General features: G+C 70.8%; 16 protein-coding genes. 12 read left to right on the forward strand and 4 right to left on the reverse strand.

Features of this window, described 5'->3' with window-relative positions:
• Nucleotides 1-22: 22 nt before the first annotated feature.
• Together ACIRP2_RS09965 and ACIRP2_RS09970 are read right to left on the reverse strand one after the other, a co-directional pair.
• A complete protein-coding gene (locus ACIRP2_RS09965; protein ID WP_404248307.1) occupies nt 23-1,393 on the reverse strand; it encodes a polysialyltransferase family glycosyltransferase in 1,371 nt (456 codons plus the stop codon).
• Nucleotides 1,390-2,379, reverse strand: a complete 990-nt coding sequence (locus ACIRP2_RS09970) for a glycosyltransferase family 2 protein (protein WP_404248309.1) — start codon at nt 2,377-2,379, stop codon at nt 1,390-1,392. The genes ACIRP2_RS09965 and ACIRP2_RS09970 overlap by 4 nt, the downstream gene beginning before the upstream one ends.
• Before the next feature lie 209 nt (nt 2,380-2,588).
• Here ACIRP2_RS09970 and ACIRP2_RS09975 point away from each other — a divergent pair, with 209 nt between their 5' ends.
• The 4 genes from ACIRP2_RS09975 (at nt 2,589) to ACIRP2_RS09990 (ending at nt 7,247) form a co-directional block, all read left to right on the forward strand.
• Nucleotides 2,589-3,938, forward strand: coding sequence for a DUF6716 putative glycosyltransferase (locus ACIRP2_RS09975; RefSeq protein WP_404248311.1), 1,350 nt, complete (start codon nt 2,589-2,591; stop codon nt 3,936-3,938).
• 20 nt (nt 3,939-3,958) lie between these two features.
• A complete protein-coding gene (locus ACIRP2_RS09980) occupies nt 3,959-5,179 on the forward strand; it encodes a cytidylyltransferase domain-containing protein (protein WP_404248313.1) in 1,221 nt (406 codons plus the stop codon).
• 65 nt (nt 5,180-5,244) lie between these two features.
• Complete coding sequence (locus tag ACIRP2_RS09985; protein WP_404248315.1) at nt 5,245-6,180, forward strand: N-acetylneuraminate synthase family protein; 936 nt, start codon at nt 5,245-5,247, stop codon at nt 6,178-6,180.
• An 11-nt stretch (nt 6,181-6,191) separates the two neighbouring features.
• On the forward strand, nt 6,192-7,247 hold the full coding sequence (locus ACIRP2_RS09990) for a hypothetical protein (protein WP_404248317.1): 1,056 nt from the start codon (nt 6,192-6,194) through the stop codon (nt 7,245-7,247).
• Nucleotides 7,248-7,267: 20 nt separating this feature from the next.
• Here the strand turns inward: ACIRP2_RS09990 and ACIRP2_RS09995 are convergent, their stop codons facing one another.
• Complete coding sequence (locus ACIRP2_RS09995; RefSeq protein ID WP_404248319.1) at nt 7,268-7,642, reverse strand: type II toxin-antitoxin system VapC family toxin; 375 nt, start codon at nt 7,640-7,642, stop codon at nt 7,268-7,270.
• A complete protein-coding gene (locus tag ACIRP2_RS10000; RefSeq protein ID WP_404249434.1) occupies nt 7,639-7,884 on the reverse strand; it encodes a type II toxin-antitoxin system Phd/YefM family antitoxin in 246 nt (81 codons plus the stop codon). Before ACIRP2_RS10000 ends, ACIRP2_RS09995 begins: the two co-directional genes overlap by 4 nt.
• A 246-nt stretch (nt 7,885-8,130) precedes the next feature.
• On the opposite strand from ACIRP2_RS10000, the gene ACIRP2_RS10005 reads away from it, so the two are divergent.
• The 8 genes from ACIRP2_RS10005 (at nt 8,131) to ACIRP2_RS10040 (ending at nt 17,543) form a co-directional block, all read left to right on the forward strand.
• On the forward strand, nt 8,131-8,754 hold the full coding sequence (locus ACIRP2_RS10005; RefSeq protein ID WP_404248321.1) for a hypothetical protein: 624 nt from the start codon (nt 8,131-8,133) through the stop codon (nt 8,752-8,754).
• A gap of 235 nt (nt 8,755-8,989) precedes the next feature.
• Nucleotides 8,990-10,216, forward strand: a complete 1,227-nt coding sequence (locus ACIRP2_RS10010; RefSeq protein WP_404249436.1) for an amidohydrolase — start codon at nt 8,990-8,992, stop codon at nt 10,214-10,216.
• Nucleotides 10,217-10,354: 138 nt separating this feature from the next.
• Nucleotides 10,355-11,395 (forward strand): BMP family protein, encoded by a 1,041-nt coding sequence (locus tag ACIRP2_RS10015; protein WP_404248323.1) that lies wholly within the window; start codon nt 10,355-10,357, stop codon nt 11,393-11,395.
• A 284-nt stretch (nt 11,396-11,679) separates the two neighbouring features.
• Nucleotides 11,680-13,290 carry an ABC transporter ATP-binding protein gene (locus ACIRP2_RS10020; RefSeq protein WP_404248325.1) on the forward strand — a complete coding sequence of 537 codons (1,611 nt, stop codon included), beginning with the start codon at nt 11,680-11,682 and terminating at the stop codon, nt 13,288-13,290.
• A complete protein-coding gene (locus ACIRP2_RS10025; RefSeq protein ID WP_402279233.1) occupies nt 13,287-14,402 on the forward strand; it encodes an ABC transporter permease in 1,116 nt (371 codons plus the stop codon). The genes ACIRP2_RS10020 and ACIRP2_RS10025 overlap by 4 nt, the downstream gene beginning before the upstream one ends.
• On the forward strand, nt 14,399-15,688 hold the full coding sequence (locus ACIRP2_RS10030) for an ABC transporter permease (protein WP_404248327.1): 1,290 nt from the start codon (nt 14,399-14,401) through the stop codon (nt 15,686-15,688). The genes ACIRP2_RS10025 and ACIRP2_RS10030 overlap by 4 nt, the downstream gene beginning before the upstream one ends.
• A complete protein-coding gene (locus ACIRP2_RS10035; RefSeq protein WP_351074352.1) occupies nt 15,685-16,083 on the forward strand; it encodes a cytidine deaminase in 399 nt (132 codons plus the stop codon). The genes ACIRP2_RS10030 and ACIRP2_RS10035 overlap by 4 nt, the downstream gene beginning before the upstream one ends.
• Nucleotides 16,084-16,265: 182 nt before the next feature.
• Complete coding sequence (locus tag ACIRP2_RS10040; protein ID WP_404248329.1) at nt 16,266-17,543, forward strand: thymidine phosphorylase; 1,278 nt, start codon at nt 16,266-16,268, stop codon at nt 17,541-17,543.
• Nucleotides 17,544-17,840 lie beyond the last annotated feature (297 nt).

Raw genomic sequence — 17,840 nt, forward strand, 5'->3', positions numbered from 1 at the left:
CGGCGCCCGGGACGGCCGAGGCCTACTGCCGCACCACGCGCCGCCGCACCGACCGTGCCACCCTGCGCACCACCGCGTTGCGCGGCAGGAACGCGAGCTGCGCCGGTACCGCCCCCGGCAGCGCCAGCGACGTGAGCCGCTTGCGCTTGAAGTACCGCCATGTCGTCGCGTCCAGGTGCGCGGACAGATACCGTTCGGCGGCCGGTCGCAGCCCCGGATGGATCTTCGGCTGCATCGCGAAACCCACGGCGGTGACCAGCCCGGTCAGGTCCGCCGGGTCGGCCGCGGCCTCCGCCCGCTCGACGGCCGCCCGGTCCGTCACCTCCGGCACCAGCGCGTCGACGAGCGTGACCGGGACGCGGTTGCTGTTCTCGTACGGGGCGAGCCGCTCCAGCAGCATCCCGGTGCCGACCCGGGCCACCGGCAGCCCGTAGAACGCCGACGCGGTGAGCAGCGCGGTCGAGAAGCAGCCGACGACGAGCGCGGGCCGCATCCGCTGATAGAGCACCTCGGCGAGGACCGGGGCGGTGAGCACCCCCGCGTCCAGCACCGTCAGCTCGGCGCCGAGCTTCTCGGCCTCCGCGCCCATCGCGCGCGACCACTGCGCCGGGGCCGTGGGGTGCGGTTTGAAGACCAGACGGGTGTGACCGAGCGCCACCGCGCCGCGCATCATCCGCAGATGCAGGTCCTCCTCCTCGGCGGCGCTGATCAGGCCGAGCGCGGAGAGGTACTGGCCGAGCAGCAGGGCGGGGGCCTCCACGGACGGCAGGCCGTCGCGGACCCCGGGCGCGTCCGCGAGCTCACCGAGCACCTTGAGGAACACATCGGTGGGCACGATCTGCGGCGGCACCCCGAACTCCGTGAGCAGCAGCGGCTTCAGGCCGGGCACCAGGTCGAGATGGAGCAGCCGGCGCACCCGCGTACCGACCAGGGGGTCGATCTTGTTGCGGGTGGGGCCGTAGCTCATCAGCCCGTCCGCGTAGACGTCGACCGGTGCGCCGGTGAAGATCTGGGTGACGGCCATCGCCGGGTTGACCTGGATCGACTCGACCGCCAGCTCGATGTCGTCGTCGCCCAGCCCCCAGGCCAGGCGCAGATGCCGCTCCCACAGGGGTACGTCGTCGGGGCGCGGCGCCCAGCCGCCGGGGTGGAAGGGCGCGATCGTCGTGTTCCACGACACGACGTCGTCGAAACGGCCGCGCAGCGCGTCGAACCCGGGCATCGCGTCGACGGCGGGCGTCGTCTCCGGAACGGCCGCGTTGTTCGAGACGAGCAGGATGCGGCGGTCCGCGTCCGGGAAGCAGCCGGCGTCGAGGGCGGCGGCGAGCGTGGCGGTGCCGTAGAGGGTGGACGCGAAGAAGATCTGCGTGGTGCGGGACCGGGCGCCGTTCACGCGGCCGCCACCTCCTTGGCACCCGCGGCGGCCGGACGGCGCCGCAGCCTGCGCAGCAGCGTGGCGCGCTGCACGTCCATCGAGTCGAGGGCCTCGTCGAGCACCTGCTGCGGCATGCGCCGCAGTGCGGCTCCACTCATCGACTTCAGTGTGCGGGCCACCGCGGGTTCGAACCTTTCGATCGAGCTCATGTGGTGAGAAATGATCGCGCAATAGGTACGGACCGCTTTCGGCAGCAGCGCCTGTGCGTCGCGGTCCTCGGCCGTTTCCTGAATGACCTGGTCGAACGAGCGAATGAAATCGAGCTGGCGTACGTCACCGATCTGGGTGAGCGAAGAGGCGACCCCGCGCCGGTAAAAGATTCCGATAAGTCCGAGCACCGCGAAGGAATCTGCCTCACGGTGCAGCCGCCAGATCCACGGACGGTCCTCCGCGGTGCGCAGACCGTCCGTGAAATGCAGCAGTCCGCGGTCCAGGAGACGCCGGTGGTACAGCCCCGCCCAGGCGTACGGATAGTCGACCGAGGTGGTCCGCTCGGCGGGCAGGATCGCGTCCCGCGGGTCCAGGACCTCGCCGCGCCTGCCGTGCGGGACGCGGTGCACCGTACGGTTCCTGCCCTCGACCTGGACATGGTCGGTGCGGACGAAATCGCAGCCCAGCGCCTGAGTCCGGGCCAGGATGTCGGCGTAGTACCCGGGTGCCAGCCAGTCGTCGCCGTCGAGGAAGGTGACGTACTCGCCGCGCGCCGCGTCCAGGCCGGTGTTACGGGCGGTGGCCAGTCCGCCGTTCTGCTCATGTCTGCGCACGACCACCCCCGGAATCTCGTCCTCGGCGCGGCGCAGTATGTCCGCGGTCCCGTCGGTCGAACAGTCGTCGACGAGGATGAATTCGAAGTCCTCGCGGGCGTTGGCCCGCAGACTTCTCAAGGTGTCGGGGGCGTATGTCTGCACGTTGTAGAACGGCACGATGACCGAGAGCTTAACCACCCGTCTCACGCTAGGCGGGAGCCCGTCATTTGCCTTGGCCCCAGGAGGGACACCGGGTGAACGGCGAATGTCGGAATGATGAACCGGATTCATTCGTGGGCGATTGCGTCCCCTTTGTGGAGGTGATTCGCCAAGCGTCGGCGGGCTGTTAACCAGCTGTTGCCGTCACGTTGGGCCGCGAATCGAAATGCCTTCCTAAGTTCTGGGACGTGCCCCCACGTACCGATAAGACGACCGCCCTCCGGGTAGCCGTGCTCGCCGACTCCGACACCCGGTGGAAATGGGGCGCGCTCACCGCGCGCCGTCTCACCACCGGCGGGTCCGAGGGGTCGGCGCAGCGCGTCGAGATCACCGGGCTCCTGCTGCGCGGCCGGGCCACCCCGACCCCGCGCCAGCTCGCCGAGGTCGGCGACGTCGGGATCGGCGCCGAACGGGTGCGTGAGGTGACGGCCGTCGAGTTCCTGCACGCCGTGCGGGACGAGGGATACGACGTCGTCGTCCTCGCCCTCGTCGGCGGAGCCGTCCAGGCGATGCTGCACGGACTCGCCGCGCTGCGGCTGCCGGCCAGGCCCGTCGTCGTCACCGGCTATGTCGGCGTCGTCTACGAGAAGCTCGCCGACGGACTGCTGCTGCGGCACGGCGCGGACGTCGTCCTCGCCAACTCCCGCCACGACGCGGAGCGGTTCCGCGCGGTGTACGAGGGGGTGGGCGCCGACGCCTCGGCCGTCACGGAGGCCGCACTGCCGTTCCTCGGCGGCGAGCCGTACCGCCCGCGGGAGGGCCGCGACACGGTCGTCTTCGCCGCCCAGCCCTCCGTGCCGGCCTCCCGCGCCGACCGCACGTATCTGCTGCGCAGGCTCGTCGAGCACGCCAGGCTGCACCCGGACCGCGAGGTGCTGCTGAAGCTGCGCTCCAAGCCCGGCGAGCACACCACACACATCGAGGAACTCCCGTACCAGCGGCTCGCGGAGAAGCTGCCCGGTGGACTGCCGCCCAACCTCCGCCTGGTGTACGGGCACATGGGCGAGGTCCTGGACCGCACCGATCTGCTGGTCACGGTCTCCTCGACCGCCGCGCTGGAGGCCCTGCACCGGCGCATCCCCACCGCGGTCCTCACCGACCTCGGCGTCCGTGAGGCCCTCGGCAACCACCACTTCATCGGTTCCGGCCTGCTCGCCTCCTGGGACCACCTGGACGGCGGCCACAGCCCGGAGCCCGACCCCGCATGGCTGGCCGGCCAGGGCGTCGCCGCCGACGGCAGCTACGCCACGGCCTACGACCGCGCCCGCGTCCGCGTCGACGCCCTGCTCGCCGCAGGCCGGCTGCCCGACCTCGCCCCGTACTACACGCCCGCCACCGCGCCCGGCTACCTGCCCGGCATCCTCGCCCGCCACCACCTGGCGCCCGACGGCCACCCGCTGCCCGGCACCGACCGGCCGCGCGAGACCGGCGGGATGCGCGGCGCGGTCCGCGACGCGGTACGGGAAGCGGCGCGCGGCGCGTACCGGCAGGGCGTCCAGCGGGTCGCCCCGGTGATCCGACGGATGGGCGAGCTGTGAACACCACTTCAGGAGCAGAGATGACCCCGACCCCGACCGTGCTCGCCGTGATCCCCGCCCGTGGCGGATCCAAGGGCGTACCGGCCAAGAACCTCGCCCAGGTGGGCGGCGTACCGCTGGTCGCCCGCGCCGTCCGCGCCTGTCTGGCCTCCCGCGAGGTCACGGACGTCGTCGTGACGACGGACGACGCGGCCATCGCCGACGCGGCCCGTGCCGCGGGCGACGCGCCGGGCGCCCAGGAGCGGGTGCACATCGTGCAGCGCCCCGCGGCCATCGCCGGGGACAGGTCGAGCAGCGAGGACGCGGTGCTGCACGCCCTGGACGCGTACGAGGCGATGAGCGACCGGACGGCCGACGTGGTGCTGCTGGTCCAGTGCACCAGCCCGTTCGTCGTGCGGGAGGACATCGACGGTGTCGCCGCGGCGGTCGCCCACGACGGCGCCGACACGGCGGTCACGGTCGCCCCCTTCCACGGCTTCCTCTGGCGCGACGGCAGCGCGCTCGAAGAGGACAATCACGGCGTCAACCACGACAAGTCCGTCCGGCAGATGCGCCAGGACCGCCCCGAGGACCTGCTGGAGACCGGCACCGCGTACGCCATGAACGCCGCGGGCTTCCGTACCCACCGCCACCGCTTCTTCGGTCACACCGCCCTGGTGCGCACCGACGCGGCACGGGTCCTGGAGATCGACGACCCGCACGACCTGGCCCGTGCCCGCGCCCTCGCCCCGCTCCTGGACCCCTCGCCGCTGCCCACCCTCGACGACGTCGACGCGGTCGTCCTCGACTTCGACGGCACACAGACCGACGACCGGGTCCTCATCGACGCCGACGGACGCGAGACCGTCGCGGTCCACCGCGGCGACGGCCTGGGCATCGCGGCCCTGCGCAAGACCGGAATGCCGCTGCTGATCCTCTCCACGGAACAGAACCCGGTCGTCGCCGCCCGCGCCCACAAGCTCCGCATCCCGGTCCTGCACGGCATCGACCGCAAGGACCTGGCACTCAAGCAGTGGTGCGACGAACAGTCCATCGCTCCGGAACGTGTCCTCTACGTGGGCAACGACGTCAACGACCTGCCGTGCTTCGCACTCGCCGGCTGGCCGGTCGCGGTCGCGAGCGCCCATGACTCGGTACGGGCCGCCGCCCGCGCCGTCACGACCACCCCCGGCGGCTTCGGCGCCATCCGCGAGATCGCAGCCTGGCTGCTGGGCCCCACCCTCACGAAGTCGCCCGAGTAACCCCCCCAAGTCCCCCGAGCACCCCCAAGTCCCCCAGCACCTCCCCCAAGTAAGGAACGCACCTCATGAGCACCTCCCGTCTGCGCACCCTCGGCACCCGCACCGCCGGCCCCGGCAACCCCGTCTACGTCACCGGCGAGATCGGCATCAACCACAACGGCGACCTCGACAACGCCCTCGCGCTGATCGACGTGGCCGCCGAGGCCGGCTGCGACGCCGTCAAGTTCCAGAAGCGCACCCCGGAGATCTGCACCCCGCGCGACCAGTGGGACATCGAGCGCGACACCCCCTGGGGCCGGATGACGTACATCGACTACCGTCACCGCGTCGAGTTCGGCGAGGCCGAGTACCGGGCCATCTCCGAGCACTGCGCCGAGCGCGGCATCGACTGGTTCGCCTCCCCGTGGGACACCGAGGCCGTCGCCTTCCTGGAGAAGTTCGACGTCCCCGCGCACAAGGTGGCCTCGGCCTCCCTCACCGACGACGAGCTGCTGCGCGCCCTGCGGGCGACCGGCCGCACGATCATCCTCTCCACCGGCATGTCGACCCCGCGCCAGATCCGCCACGCGGTCGAGGTCCTCGGCAGCGACAACATCCTGCTCTGCCACGCCACTTCGACCTACCCGGCCAAGGCCGAGGAGCTGAACCTGCGGGTCATCAACACCCTGCAGCAGGAGTACCCCAACGTCCCGATCGGCTACAGCGGCCACGAGACCGGCCTGCAGACGACCCTCGCGGCCGTCGCCCTGGGCGCCGCGTTCGTCGAGCGCCACATCACCCTGGACCGCGCCATGTGGGGCTCCGACCAGGCCGCCTCCGTCGAGCCGCAGGGCCTCACCCGCCTCGTCCGTGACATCCGCACCATCGAGGCCTCGCTCGGCGACGGCGTCAAGAAGGTGTACGAGTCCGAGCTCGGCCCGATGAAGAAGCTCCGCCGCGTCGCGGGCGTCGTCGCCGAGAGCGCCGAGGCGGCCCCGGTCGCCGAGCCGGTCGCGGTCTGACGGGCCGACCGGTGAACCTCGCCTTCGTCGAGAGCCCGGTCCAGCTCCTGAACGTCCTGGAGTGGGCCTGCACAGAGGGAGGCGACGACCAGGTCCTTGCGGACATCACGGTCGTCGTCCTCCCCCCGGTCGACCCGATGTCGCGCGGTCAGCTGCGCCGGATGGCGGAGCTGGCCCGCGACGAGGGCGTCAACGTCCGCTGGCAGGAGGCGCGCGGCGGGGCCGGCGCGCCCCTGAAGACCCTGCGTTCCCTGGCCGGACTGCTGCGCAGGGCGGAGCGCATCGTGATAGGCGACCCGTTCTCCCGCTACGTCCAGCTGCTGCTCACCATGGTGCGTGCCCGGCACCTCACCGTGGTCGACGACGGCACGGCCACCATGGAGTTCGTCGCCCAACTGACGCGCGGCGAACGCCTGGTGCGCTGGCACCGCAAGGGCAGTTCGGGCCCGCGCGAACTGGTCCTGGCCCCGGTCACGGCCCGCGCCCGCAGCCGCTTCACCCCGTCCGCCACCCGTACGGTCGAGGTCTTCACGGCGATGCCGGTCGAGGCTCCGTCCGGCGTCACCGTCACCCCCAACACCTTCGCCTGGACCCGGGCCCGCTTCGGCCCGCCGCTGCTCACCAAGGGAGCCGACCTGGTCGGCACCTCGCTGGTCGAGACGGGCGTGGTCGACCAGGCCCAGTACCTGGAGGCCGTCGCGGCCCTGGCCCGCACCCACGGGGCCACCCGTTACTTCGCCCACCGCCGCGAGTCCACCGAGAAGCTCCACGCACTGGAGGCCGCCACCGGCCTGGAGATCGTCCGCCCCGACCTCCCCCTGGAACTCATCGCACGCCGCGGCCCCATCGGCCGTACGGTCCTGAGCTTCCCCTCCACGGTCGTCCACACCCTGCCCCTCGCTCTGGTCGGCACGGACGTCAAGGTCGCGGTCTGCGACATCGCCCCGGAATGGCTCCGCGACACGGCGTCGCCGCGCGCGCAGGGGTTCCTGTCCGGAGTGACGGAGACGGCCCGCGACGTCCAACGGCTGGCGCCCTGGCGGGCGACGGCGATCACGGAGGCGTGATACGGACCGAGGACCGGTCGTCAGACGGGCATGACCTGCACGTCGTAGGAGGGGATCCAGTTGTCGCGGGTCAGGATCGTCATTCCCTCGGTCTGGGCCTGTGCGATCAGTGTCCGGTCGAAGGGATCTTGGTGATGGGCGGGCAGCCTGCCCGCCCGCACGCTGTGTCCCGCGGTGATCGGAAGCGGGGTGACCTGGCTGTCCCGTACCCGTTCGGCCAGGTCCTCGGGGCCTTCGAGCTTTCCTGGGGACTGCTTGATCGCGATCTCCCACGGGGTGACCGCACTGACGAAGACCGAGGGCTCCGTGTCCAGCAGGTGCTTGATCTCGTCGGTGAGCTCGGCGGAGTCGTCGAGCCACCACAGGACGACGTGTGTGTCGAGCAGCATCTTCACCAGCGCATCCCTAAGGCGTCGGCCAGGTCGGCCGGCAGGTCGTCGAAGTCTTCCCCGATATGGATCTGTCCCCGGAGCGAGCCGCGCCCGGTCCGTTTCACCCGGGCGCGGAGCGGCACGACCTTGGCCACCGGCTCTCCCGCTTTGGAGATCACCACTTCCTCGCCTGTGGCCACCTGCTCCAGGATGCGCGAGAGGTGGGTCTTGGCCTCATGGACGTTGTACTGACGAGCTGCTTCCACGGCTGCCTCGCAGGGACGGATCAACGGGTGGACCAACCACTGGACTAAGTTCACTCCGTGATCCCGGGGCGTGCGTCGATGGCGGTCGGCTCCTGCCTGTCGGGGAGTGGCGGCCGATGCCGATGCCGGTACGCAAACCTCGGCGGGGCGTCATGGATACCCTGACCCGTAAGTGGCTTACACCCAGGGTTTGTTGGGGGAAAGCCCCGATGGCGGGCAGGGTCGGCCGGGCGCGAGCATCAGCGCATGACGACGATGCGGACGGCGACGGAGCGACAGGGCGGGACGGCCGGGGTGACGGTCACGACGGCCCTCCTCGCGGGACCCGCCCTGATGGCGGGGTACGGGGTGGTGCGGCTGGTCGGGCGGGCCGTCGGCGATTACGGGCCCGGGGTGTGGTGGACGCTGGCCCATCTGCTGTTCCTGGCCGCGGTGGTCGCGTTCGTGCCGGTGTTCCGGGGGCTGCGGGCGCTCGCCGGGGTGAGCGGCGGCAGGCGGGTCGCCGTCGGGACGGCGGCCTGGGCCGGGCTGGTCGGGGCGGCGGCGGTGGCCGTCCAGGCGGCGATCGACCTGGTGGTCGGGTTCGTCGCGGCGGACGAGCAGGCCATGGGCGAGCTGTTCGGGCGGGTGCAGGACGTCCCCGGGGTGGTGCCGTTGGTCTACACGGTGGTGCCGATGCTGTTCTGGTTCGGGCTGCTGGGCCTCGTCACCCTGCTCGCGTTCTTCCGCCGGGACCTGGTCCGGGCGTGGGCTCCCGTGGCCGTGCTGGCCGGGACCGTGCTGATGGCCGTGAGCCTGGATCTGCTGCCGGCCGGAGCCCTGTGCATCGGGCTGGCGCTGTTCCCGGTACGCCGGGGACTGTCCGACTGACGGAGCCCCTCCGGGATGTCGTGCGGGCGGCGGGCCGCCGGGGTGACCGGGGTGACCGGGGCGGCAGGGGTGGCCGGAGTGACTGGTCGGGGAGCGAAATGGGCGAGTTTACCCACCCTGCCGTCACCTCACACGCCACGACGCAGTCATTTATTCGTCTATGTGGCTGAACTTTTCTTGTTTCATGGTCAGTTGACGAGGGAACGGGCTTACCCTTCACCAGGTGAACCAGTTGATGTCCCGTGATTCCGATGCCCGACTGCCCGGGGACGAGGCGCTGCCCGGCGCCCTGTCAGAGTCCTTGCGTGCCGAACTGATCGCCTTCCGGCGCGACCTGCACATGCACCCCGAGCTGGGCAACCAGGAGTTCCGTACCACCGCGGCCATCAAGGCCCGGCTGGAGAAGGCGGGGCTGGAACCGCGGGTACTCGACACCGGGACCGGACTCCTGTGCGACGTGGGCGGCCGGGAAGGCGACACGCGGCCCGTGCTCGCCCTGCGCGCGGACATCGACGCCCTGCCCATCCCCGACACCAAGGCGGGTGTCCCGTACCGCTCCACCGTCCCCGACCGGGCGCACGCCTGCGGGCACGACATCCACACCACCGCGGTCCTCGGCGCCGGGCTCGTGCTCGCCGGGCTCGACCGGCAGGGGCTGCTGCCGAACCCCGTGCGGCTGATCTTCCAGCCGGCCGAGGAGGTGCTGCCCGGCGGTGCGCCCGACGCGATCGCGTCCGGGGCGCTGGAGGGCGTCGGGCGGATCATCGGGGTGCACTGCGATCCGAAGGTGGACGTGGGGCGGATCGGGCTGCGGGTCGGGGCCATCACCTCGGCCTGCGACCGGCTGGAGGTCAGCCTCGACGGCCCCGGCGGGCACACCGCCCGACCGCATCTGACCACCGACCTGGTCACCGCCGCCGCCAAGGTCGCCACCGAGGTGCCCGCACTGCTGGCCCGCCGGGTCGACGCGCGGGCCGGTCTCGCCGTCACCTGGGGGCGGCTGGAGTCCGGGCACGCCTGCAACGTGATCCCGCAGCACGCCGAACTCTCCGGCACGGTGCGCTGCCTGGACCTGGCGGCCTGGCGCGAGGCGCCCGACCTGGTGCACGCGGCGATCGACGAGGTGGCCGGGATGCACGGCGCCAAGACGGTGATCGACTACGTCCGGGGCGTCCCGCCCGTGGTGAACGACGCCGCCGTGATCGATCTGCTCGCGGGGGCGATGACCGCGCGGCGCGGTTCGTATGCGATCGAGGACACCGAGCAGAGCCTCGGCGGCGAGGACTTCTCCTGGTACCTGGAACAGGTCCCTGGGGCCATGGCCCGGCTCGGGGTCCGCACGCCCGGCGACACCGCCCGTCTCGACCTGCATCGTGGCGATTTCGACGCGGACGAGGAGGCGATCACGGTGGCGGTGGAGCTCTTCACTGCCTGCGCGTTGCTCGACGGCAACCATCCGTGACCGGACACGTCACCTCTCGTTCGCGACGATCCGATAACGGCTTCCGTACAGGGCTTTATCTGACATCTACGCGCGTTACGATCGCCGCGAAACCAGCGCCGGAAGAGGCGCTTCGGTCAGGTTTGAAGGAGCCTTCCCTTGCGCCGGGTATCCAAGATCACTGCCGCGTGTGCTGTCACCGCGGCCCTCGCGCTCACCGCCACCGCGTGCGGCGAGTCGTCCACCGAGAGCTCCGGCTCCGACAAGGGCAAGATGAAGATCGGCATGGCCTACGACGTGGGCGGCCGTGGCGACAACTCGTTCAACGACTCCGCGGCGCGTGGTCTGGACAAGGCCAAGTCCGAGCTGGGTGCCGCGACGAAGGAGCTCACCGCCAAGACCGGTGAGACCCCGGCCGACCGTGAGCAGCGGCTGGAGTCGCTCGCCGAGGGCGGCTACAACCCGGTCATCGCGATCGGTTTCGCGTACAAGGACGCGGTCGACAAGATCGCGGCCAAGTACCCGAAGGTCAACTTCGGTCTGGTCGACTCGGTCTCCGACGTGAAGAACGTCGACAGCATCGTCTTCACCGAGGAGCAGGGTTCCTACCTCGCCGGTGTCGCGGCCGCGCTGAAGTCGAAGGACGGCCAGGTCGGCTTCATCGGTGGCGTCGACCTCCCGCTGATCAAGAAGTTCGCCGCGGGCTTCCAGCAGGGTGTCATGGACACCAACCCGAAGGCCAAGGTGCAGATCCAGTACCTGTCCACCGGTTCGGACCTCTCCGGCTTCGGCAGCCCCGACAAGGGTGCCGCCGCCGCCAAGGGCATGCTCGACAAGGGCGCGGACGTCATATTCGCCGCCGCGGGCGGCTCGGGTGCCGGTTCGATCGAGGCCGTCGCGGGCAAGAAGGGCGCCTGGTCCATCGGCGTCGACTCCGACCAGGCCCTCGACCCGTCGCTGGCGAAGTACAAGGACACGATCATGACGTCCGTCGTCAAGAACGTCGACGGCGGTGTCTACGACCTGATCAAGTCCGTCAAGGACGGCAAGCCGGTGACCGGCACGCAGACGTACTCCCTGGCCAAGGGCGGCGTCAGCCTGACCACCACGGGTGACCACCTGAAGGACATCCAGGCCAAGCTCGACGAGGCGAAGAAGAAGATCGTCGACGGTTCCATCACGGTCAAGACCACGACCTGATCCTCTGTCGATCGGGGCCCGGGTGAGCCGCTTCGGCTTCACTCGGGCCCCGATTTCACGTACGGGTCCGGCCGACGTGCCGTAGCCGTGCACACACTGTCCGCCACCTGTCATCGGGTGGCCAACGATTCGGTGGCGCTACGCGCGTAGCATCCGCCGGGCGCGGTACCTTTCACCGTTCCGCCGCCTCCGTCCCACCGCTTCACCGCCTCCGTCCCACCGCCTCCGCCCTCCGCTCCTGCCAAGGAGAGTGCGCCATCAACGCGTCCAGCAGTCCCCATGCCGTGGAGCTCCGCGGCATCACCAAGCGGTTCCCCGGGGTCGTGGCCAACCACGACATCGACATCACCGTGCGCCGCGGCACCGTCCACGCTCTCGTCGGCGAGAACGGTGCAGGCAAGTCCACTCTGATGAAGATCCTGTACGGCATGCAGAAGCCGGACGAGGGCACCATCGCGGTGGACGGCGAGCAGGTCTCGTTCCACAACCCCGGCGACGCCATCGACCGCGGTATCGGCATGGTGCACCAGCACTTCATGCTCGCCGACTACCTCACCGTCCTGGAGAACGTCGTCCTCGGCTCCGAGAAGCTGTACGGGATCGGCGACCGGGCCCGCGCCAAGATCAAGGAGATCTCCGACGCCTACGGTCTCGGTGTCCGCCCGGACGCCATGGTCGAGGACCTCGGGGTCGCCGACCGGCAGCGCGTGGAGATCCTCAAGGTCCTCTACCGCGGCGCCCGCACCCTCATCCTCGACGAGCCCACCGCCGTCCTCGTACCGCAGGAGGTCGACGCGCTCTTCGACAACCTGCGCGAGCTCAAGGCCGAGGGCCTGACCGTCATCTTCATCTCGCACAAGCTGGGCGAGGTGCTGTCGGTCGCCGACGAGATCACCGTCATCCGGCGCGGCACGACGGTGGGCACCGCCGACCCGAAGAGCACCACGACCAAGCAGCTCGCCGAGCTGATGGTCGGCAGCGAGCTCCCGTCCCCGGAGACCCGCGAGTCGACCGTCACCGACACTCCGATGCTGACCGTCGAGGGACTGCGGCTGAGCGCCACGGACCCGGACGGTGTGGTGCGTTCGGTGCTCGACGGCATCGGCTTCACCATCCACAAGGGCGAGGTCCTCGGCATCGCCGGTGTCGAGGGCAACGGCCAGTCCGAGCTGGTCGACGCCATCATGGGCATGCGCCAGCTCGACGAAGGTGTGCTCACCCTGGACGGCGCCGACATCTCCCGCACGCCGACCCGCAAGCGCCGCGAGAACGGCATGGGTGTCATCCCCGAGGACCGCCACCGGCACGGACTGCTGCTGGAGGCCCCGCTCTGGGAGAACCGCATCCTGGGCCATGTCACCGAACGCCCCAACAGCAAGGGCGCGTTCCTCGACCTCAAGGGCGCCCGCGCCGACACCGAGCGGATCGTGCGCGAGTACGACGTCCGCACCCCCGGTATCGAGGTCACCGCGGCCTCCCTCTCCGGCGGCAACCAGCAGAAGCTGATCGTCGGCCGTGAGATGAGCCACGCCCCGAAGCTCCTGATCGCCGCGCACCCCACCCGGGGCGTGGACGTCGGCGCCCAGGCGCAGATCTGGGACCAGATCCGCGAGGCGCGCCGCGAGGGGCTGGCGGTCCTGCTGATCTCCGCCGACCTGGACGAGCTGATCGGACTCTCCGACACCCTGCGCGTGATGTACCGCGGCCGGCTGGTCGCGGACGCCGACCCGGCGACCATCACCCCGGAGGAGCTCGGCTCGGCGATGACCGGCGCGGCCACCGGACACCTCGAAGCACCGGACGCAACAGAAGCACCGGAGGGGGCCGAAGCACCGGACGCCCCGGGTGCCGACAGCACCGACACCGACCCCCGGGACGGGGGAGAGGACCGATGAAGAAGATCGACAAGGAGCGGCTGCTCCTGGGGATCGCGGCCCCCGTACTCGCGATCGTGGTCGCCTTCCTGGTGACCGCACTTGTGCTGGCCGCCACCGGCAAGGAGCCGTTCAGCGCCTTCGGTATCATGTTCGACTACGGACTGAAGTCGGACAGCCAGGTCTACATCCTGAACAAGGCGACGACGTACTACCTCGCGGGTCTCGCGGTGGCCGTCGGCTTCCGGATGAACCTCTTCAACATCGGCGTGGACGGCCAGTACCGCCTCGCGGCGTTCTTCGCCGCGGCGGTGGGCGGCGCGCTGACCCTGCCCGGCGCCCTGCAGATCCCGCTGATCATCCTCACCGCGATGATCGTCGGTGCCATGTGGGCCGGTATCGCCGGTGTCCTCAAGGTCACCCGGGGCGTCAGCGAGGTCGTTTCGACGATCATGCTGAACGCCATCGCGACGGCGGTCATCGGCTATCTGCTCCAGCAGGGCCGCCTCGGTCACCTGGACAAGGCCGGCACGAAGATCTCCACCAAGCCGCTTCCGGAGTCGGCGCACTTCTTCGAGTTCCCGACCACCCCGTCGCCCGTCTGGGGCTTCATCGTGGTCGCGGTCGTCGCGGGCATCGCCTACTGGTTCGCGCTCTCGCGCACGCGGTTCGGCTTCGACCTGCGCACCGTCGGCCAGTCCGGCTCCGCGGCGGAGGCCAGCGGTGTCGACGTGAAGAAGATGGTCGTCACCTCGATGCTGATCTCCGGCGCCGTGGCCGGTCTGATCGGTATGCCGACCCTGCTCAACGACAGCTACGAGTACAGCGGCGACTTCCCGGTCGGCATCGGCTTCACCGGTATCGCCATCGCCCTCCTCGGCCGCAACCACCCCGTCGGCATCGCGCTCGGCGCGCTGCTCTGGGGATTCCTGGAGCGCGGTACCGGCAAGCTCGAATTCGAGGGGTACGACAAGGAGATCGTCGGCGTGATCCAGGGCGTCATCGTCCTGTGCGTCGTCATCGCCTACGAAGTCGTCCGCCGCTACGGACTCAAGCGCCAGCAGAGCAAGGTCGGCGCGGAACTAGCCGCACAGGCCGCCCGTAACTCCGACCAGCAGGAGGTGTCGGCGTGACCGTCACGGCGACTTCCACTCCGCCCCCCGCGGCCCCCAAGGTCTCCGGCGGCAAGGGCGGCCGCACCCGCCTCTCCTTCCCCGTCGTACTGCTGATCGTCGCGGGCGTGCTGCTCGCGCTGTCCGCCGTACGCGCCGTCACCGGCGCCGCGGACGTCACCTCGGCCGGACAGATCAGCGCGGCACTCGCGATGGCCGTGCCGATCGGGCTCGCCGGTCTCGGCGGCCTCTGGGCCGAGCGGGCCGGTGTGGTCAACATCGGGCTCGAAGGCATGATGATCCTGGGCACGTTCTTCGGCGCCTGGGCCGGCTGGCAGACCAACCCGTGGCTCGGTGTGCTGGCCGGCGTCATCGGCGGCATGCTCGGCGGGCTGCTGCACGCCGTCGCGACCGTCACCTTCGGCGTCGACCACATCATCTCCGGTATCGCCATCAACATCCTGGCGCTCGGCTTCACCACCTACCTCGCCAAGCTCTGGTTCAACTCGGGCGAGGCGGCGGCCAAGGGCGGCAGTCCGAAGCAGTCCCCGCCGGCCGACGACATCACCTCGGTGACGATCCCGGGCCTCTCCGACTGGCTGCACTCCATCGAGAAGCATCACTGGTTCTTCGTCTCCGACCTGGCCGGCGTCATCGGCGGCCTGGTCACCAATGTGTCGCTGCTGACGATCCTGGCCGTGGTCCTCTTCGCCCTCACGTTCTTCGTGCTCTGGAAGACCTCGTTCGGTCTGCGGCTGCGTTCCTGCGGCGAGAACCCGGTCGCCGCCGAATCGCTCGGCGTCAACGTCTACCGCTACAAGTACATCGCGGTGATCGTCTCCGGCGGCATGGCCGGTCTCGGCGGTGCCTTCCTCTCGCTCGTGACCTCGCACATCTACAACGAGGGACAGACCGGCGGGCGCGGATACATCGGTCTCGCCGCGATGATCTTCGGCAACTGGCGGCCCGGCGGACTGGCCATGGGCGCCGGCCTGTTCGGCTTCGCCGACGCGCTCCAGCTGCGCAACGGCGGCGAGTCCGTCCACGCGCTGCTCCTGCTGCTCGTGGTCATGCTGGCCGTGCTCGCGGCCTGGAAGCTCCACCGCAAGAGCTTCGTCCAGGGCGTTGTCAGCGCGGTCGTCGCCGCCGCGGTCCTGGTCTGGTACCTCGCCACGGACACGGTGCCCACCGAGTTCGTGAGCGCGACCCCGTACATCGTGACGCTGCTCGTCCTCTCGCTCTCCGCGCAACGTCTGCGGATGCCGAAGGCGGACGGCATGCGCTACCGGAAGGGCCAGGGCAAGTGACGGCCGGCGCGGAGGTCGACTGGGCGGCGCTGCGGAGCGCCGCGCGGTCGGTCATGACGCGTGCGTACGTCCCCTACTCGCACTATCCGGTCGGTGCGGCGGCACGCGTCGACGACGGACGTACGGTGTCCGGCTGCAACGTCGAGAACGCCTCGTACGGCATCGGGCTGTGCGCCGAGTGCGGCCTGGTCTCCCAGCTGCACGCCACGGGCGGCGGGCGGCTGACCCACTTCACCTGCGTGGACGGGGCGGGCGAGATCCTCGTGCCGTGCGGCAGGTGCAGGCAGTTGCTGTACGAGTTCGGCGGGCCGGAGCTGATCCTGGAGACGCCGGACGGACTGCGCACGCTCGACGAGATGCTGCCGCAGGCGTTCGGGCCGGGCCATCTGAAGTAGCCGTGCCGACCGGTCCGGACGGCCCGTCCCGAGCGTCCGGGCCGACCGGACCGGCGGACATCCGCAGCCGAACCACCGTGGCCCTCCCGCCCGTCGGGAGGGCCACCCCTCTCTCCACCCTCTATGCGCGTAGAGTCATCCAGGACTCTTGCGTACGTACCGGCCGGAAGGACTCCCAGGACATGGACGCCATCTCCGTCATCCGCACCAAGCGGGACCGAGGCGAGCTGACCCCCGAGCAGATCGACTGGGTCATCGACGCGTACACCCGCGGTGAGGTCGCCGATGAGCAGATGTCCGCGCTGGCCATGGCGATCCTGCTGAACGGCATGAACCGCACCGAGATCGCCCGCTGGACCGCCGCGATGATCGCCTCCGGTGAGCGCATGGACTTCGCGTCGCTCTCCCGGCCCACCACCGACAAGCACTCCACCGGCGGCGTCGGCGACAAGATCACCCTGCCGCTCGCCCCGCTGGTCGCCGCGTGCGGCGCCGCCGTGCCGCAGCTCAGCGGACGGGGCCTGGGCCACACCGGCGGCACGCTCGACAAGCTGGAGTCCATCCCCGGCTGGCGCGCCCACCTCACCAACGAGGAGATGCTGAGCGTCCTGGACACCACCGGCGCCGTGATCTGCGCCGCCGGCGACGGGCTCGCCCCCGCCGACAAGAAGCTGTACGCGCTCCGCGATGTCACCGGCACCGTCGAGGCCATTCCGCTGATCGCCAGCTCGATCATGTCCAAGAAGATCGCCGAGGGCACCGGCGCACTCGTCCTGGACGTCAAGGTCGGCTCGGGCGCCTTCATGAAGACCATCGAGGACGCCCGCGAACTGGCCTCCACCATGGTCGCGCTGGGCACCGACAGCGGAGTGCGCACGGTCGCGCTGCTCACCGACATGGCCACCCCGCTCGGCCTGACCGCGGGCAACGCCCTGGAGGTGCGCGAGTCCGTGGAGGTGCTGGCCGGCGGCGGTCCCAGGGACGTCGTCGACCTCACCCTGGCCCTCGCCCGCGAGATGCTGGACGCGGCCGGGCTCAAGGACGCCGACCCGGAGAAGGCCCTCACCGACGGCTCCGCGATGGACGTCTGGCGCCGGATGATCTCCGCCCAGGGCGGCGACCCGGACGCCGCGCTCCCGGTCGCCCGTGAGCAGCACGTCGTGACGGCCCCGTCCACCGGCGTGCTGACCCGCCTGGACGCGTACGACATCGGCGTCGCCGCCTGGCGCCTCGGTGCGGGCCGGGCCCGCAAGGAGGACCCGGTGCAGGCGGGGGCGGGCGTCGAGCTGCACGCCAAGCCCGGTGACACGGTCACGGCCGGACAGCCGCTGCTGACGCTGCACACCGACACCCCCGAGAAGTTCGACTACGCGCTGAAGGCACTGCCCTCCTCGTACGACATCGCGCCGGAGGGCACGGAGTTCACGGCCACCCCCGTGGTGCGGGAGCGTATCGCCTGACCTGCGGCTCAAAGCGCCCGAGCAGGCGGCCCCGCGGCGCCGCGAAGCCTGCTGCCGGGCGCTCCTGCTCGCGGCTGACCCTGCCCGAGCCGTTCGCGCCGGTACCGGACACCGGAGTCCTTCCGGTGAGCCGAGAAGCGGCGCCGCGCCGGTACCGCGCATGCGCGAGCGGCCCCGGGGGGGGGGGGGGGGCCCCCCCCCCCCCCCCCCGCCCGCAATGGGTGGGGGGGCGCGCCGCGCCCCCCCCCCGGCACAATGGGGGCGACAAGCGGGTGTGTGGGTCCCGCGGGGGGTTTT

It is taken from the genome of Streptomyces sp. NPDC101194, assembly GCF_044767885.1.
GTDB lineage: Bacteria > Actinomycetota > Actinomycetes > Streptomycetales > Streptomycetaceae > Streptomyces.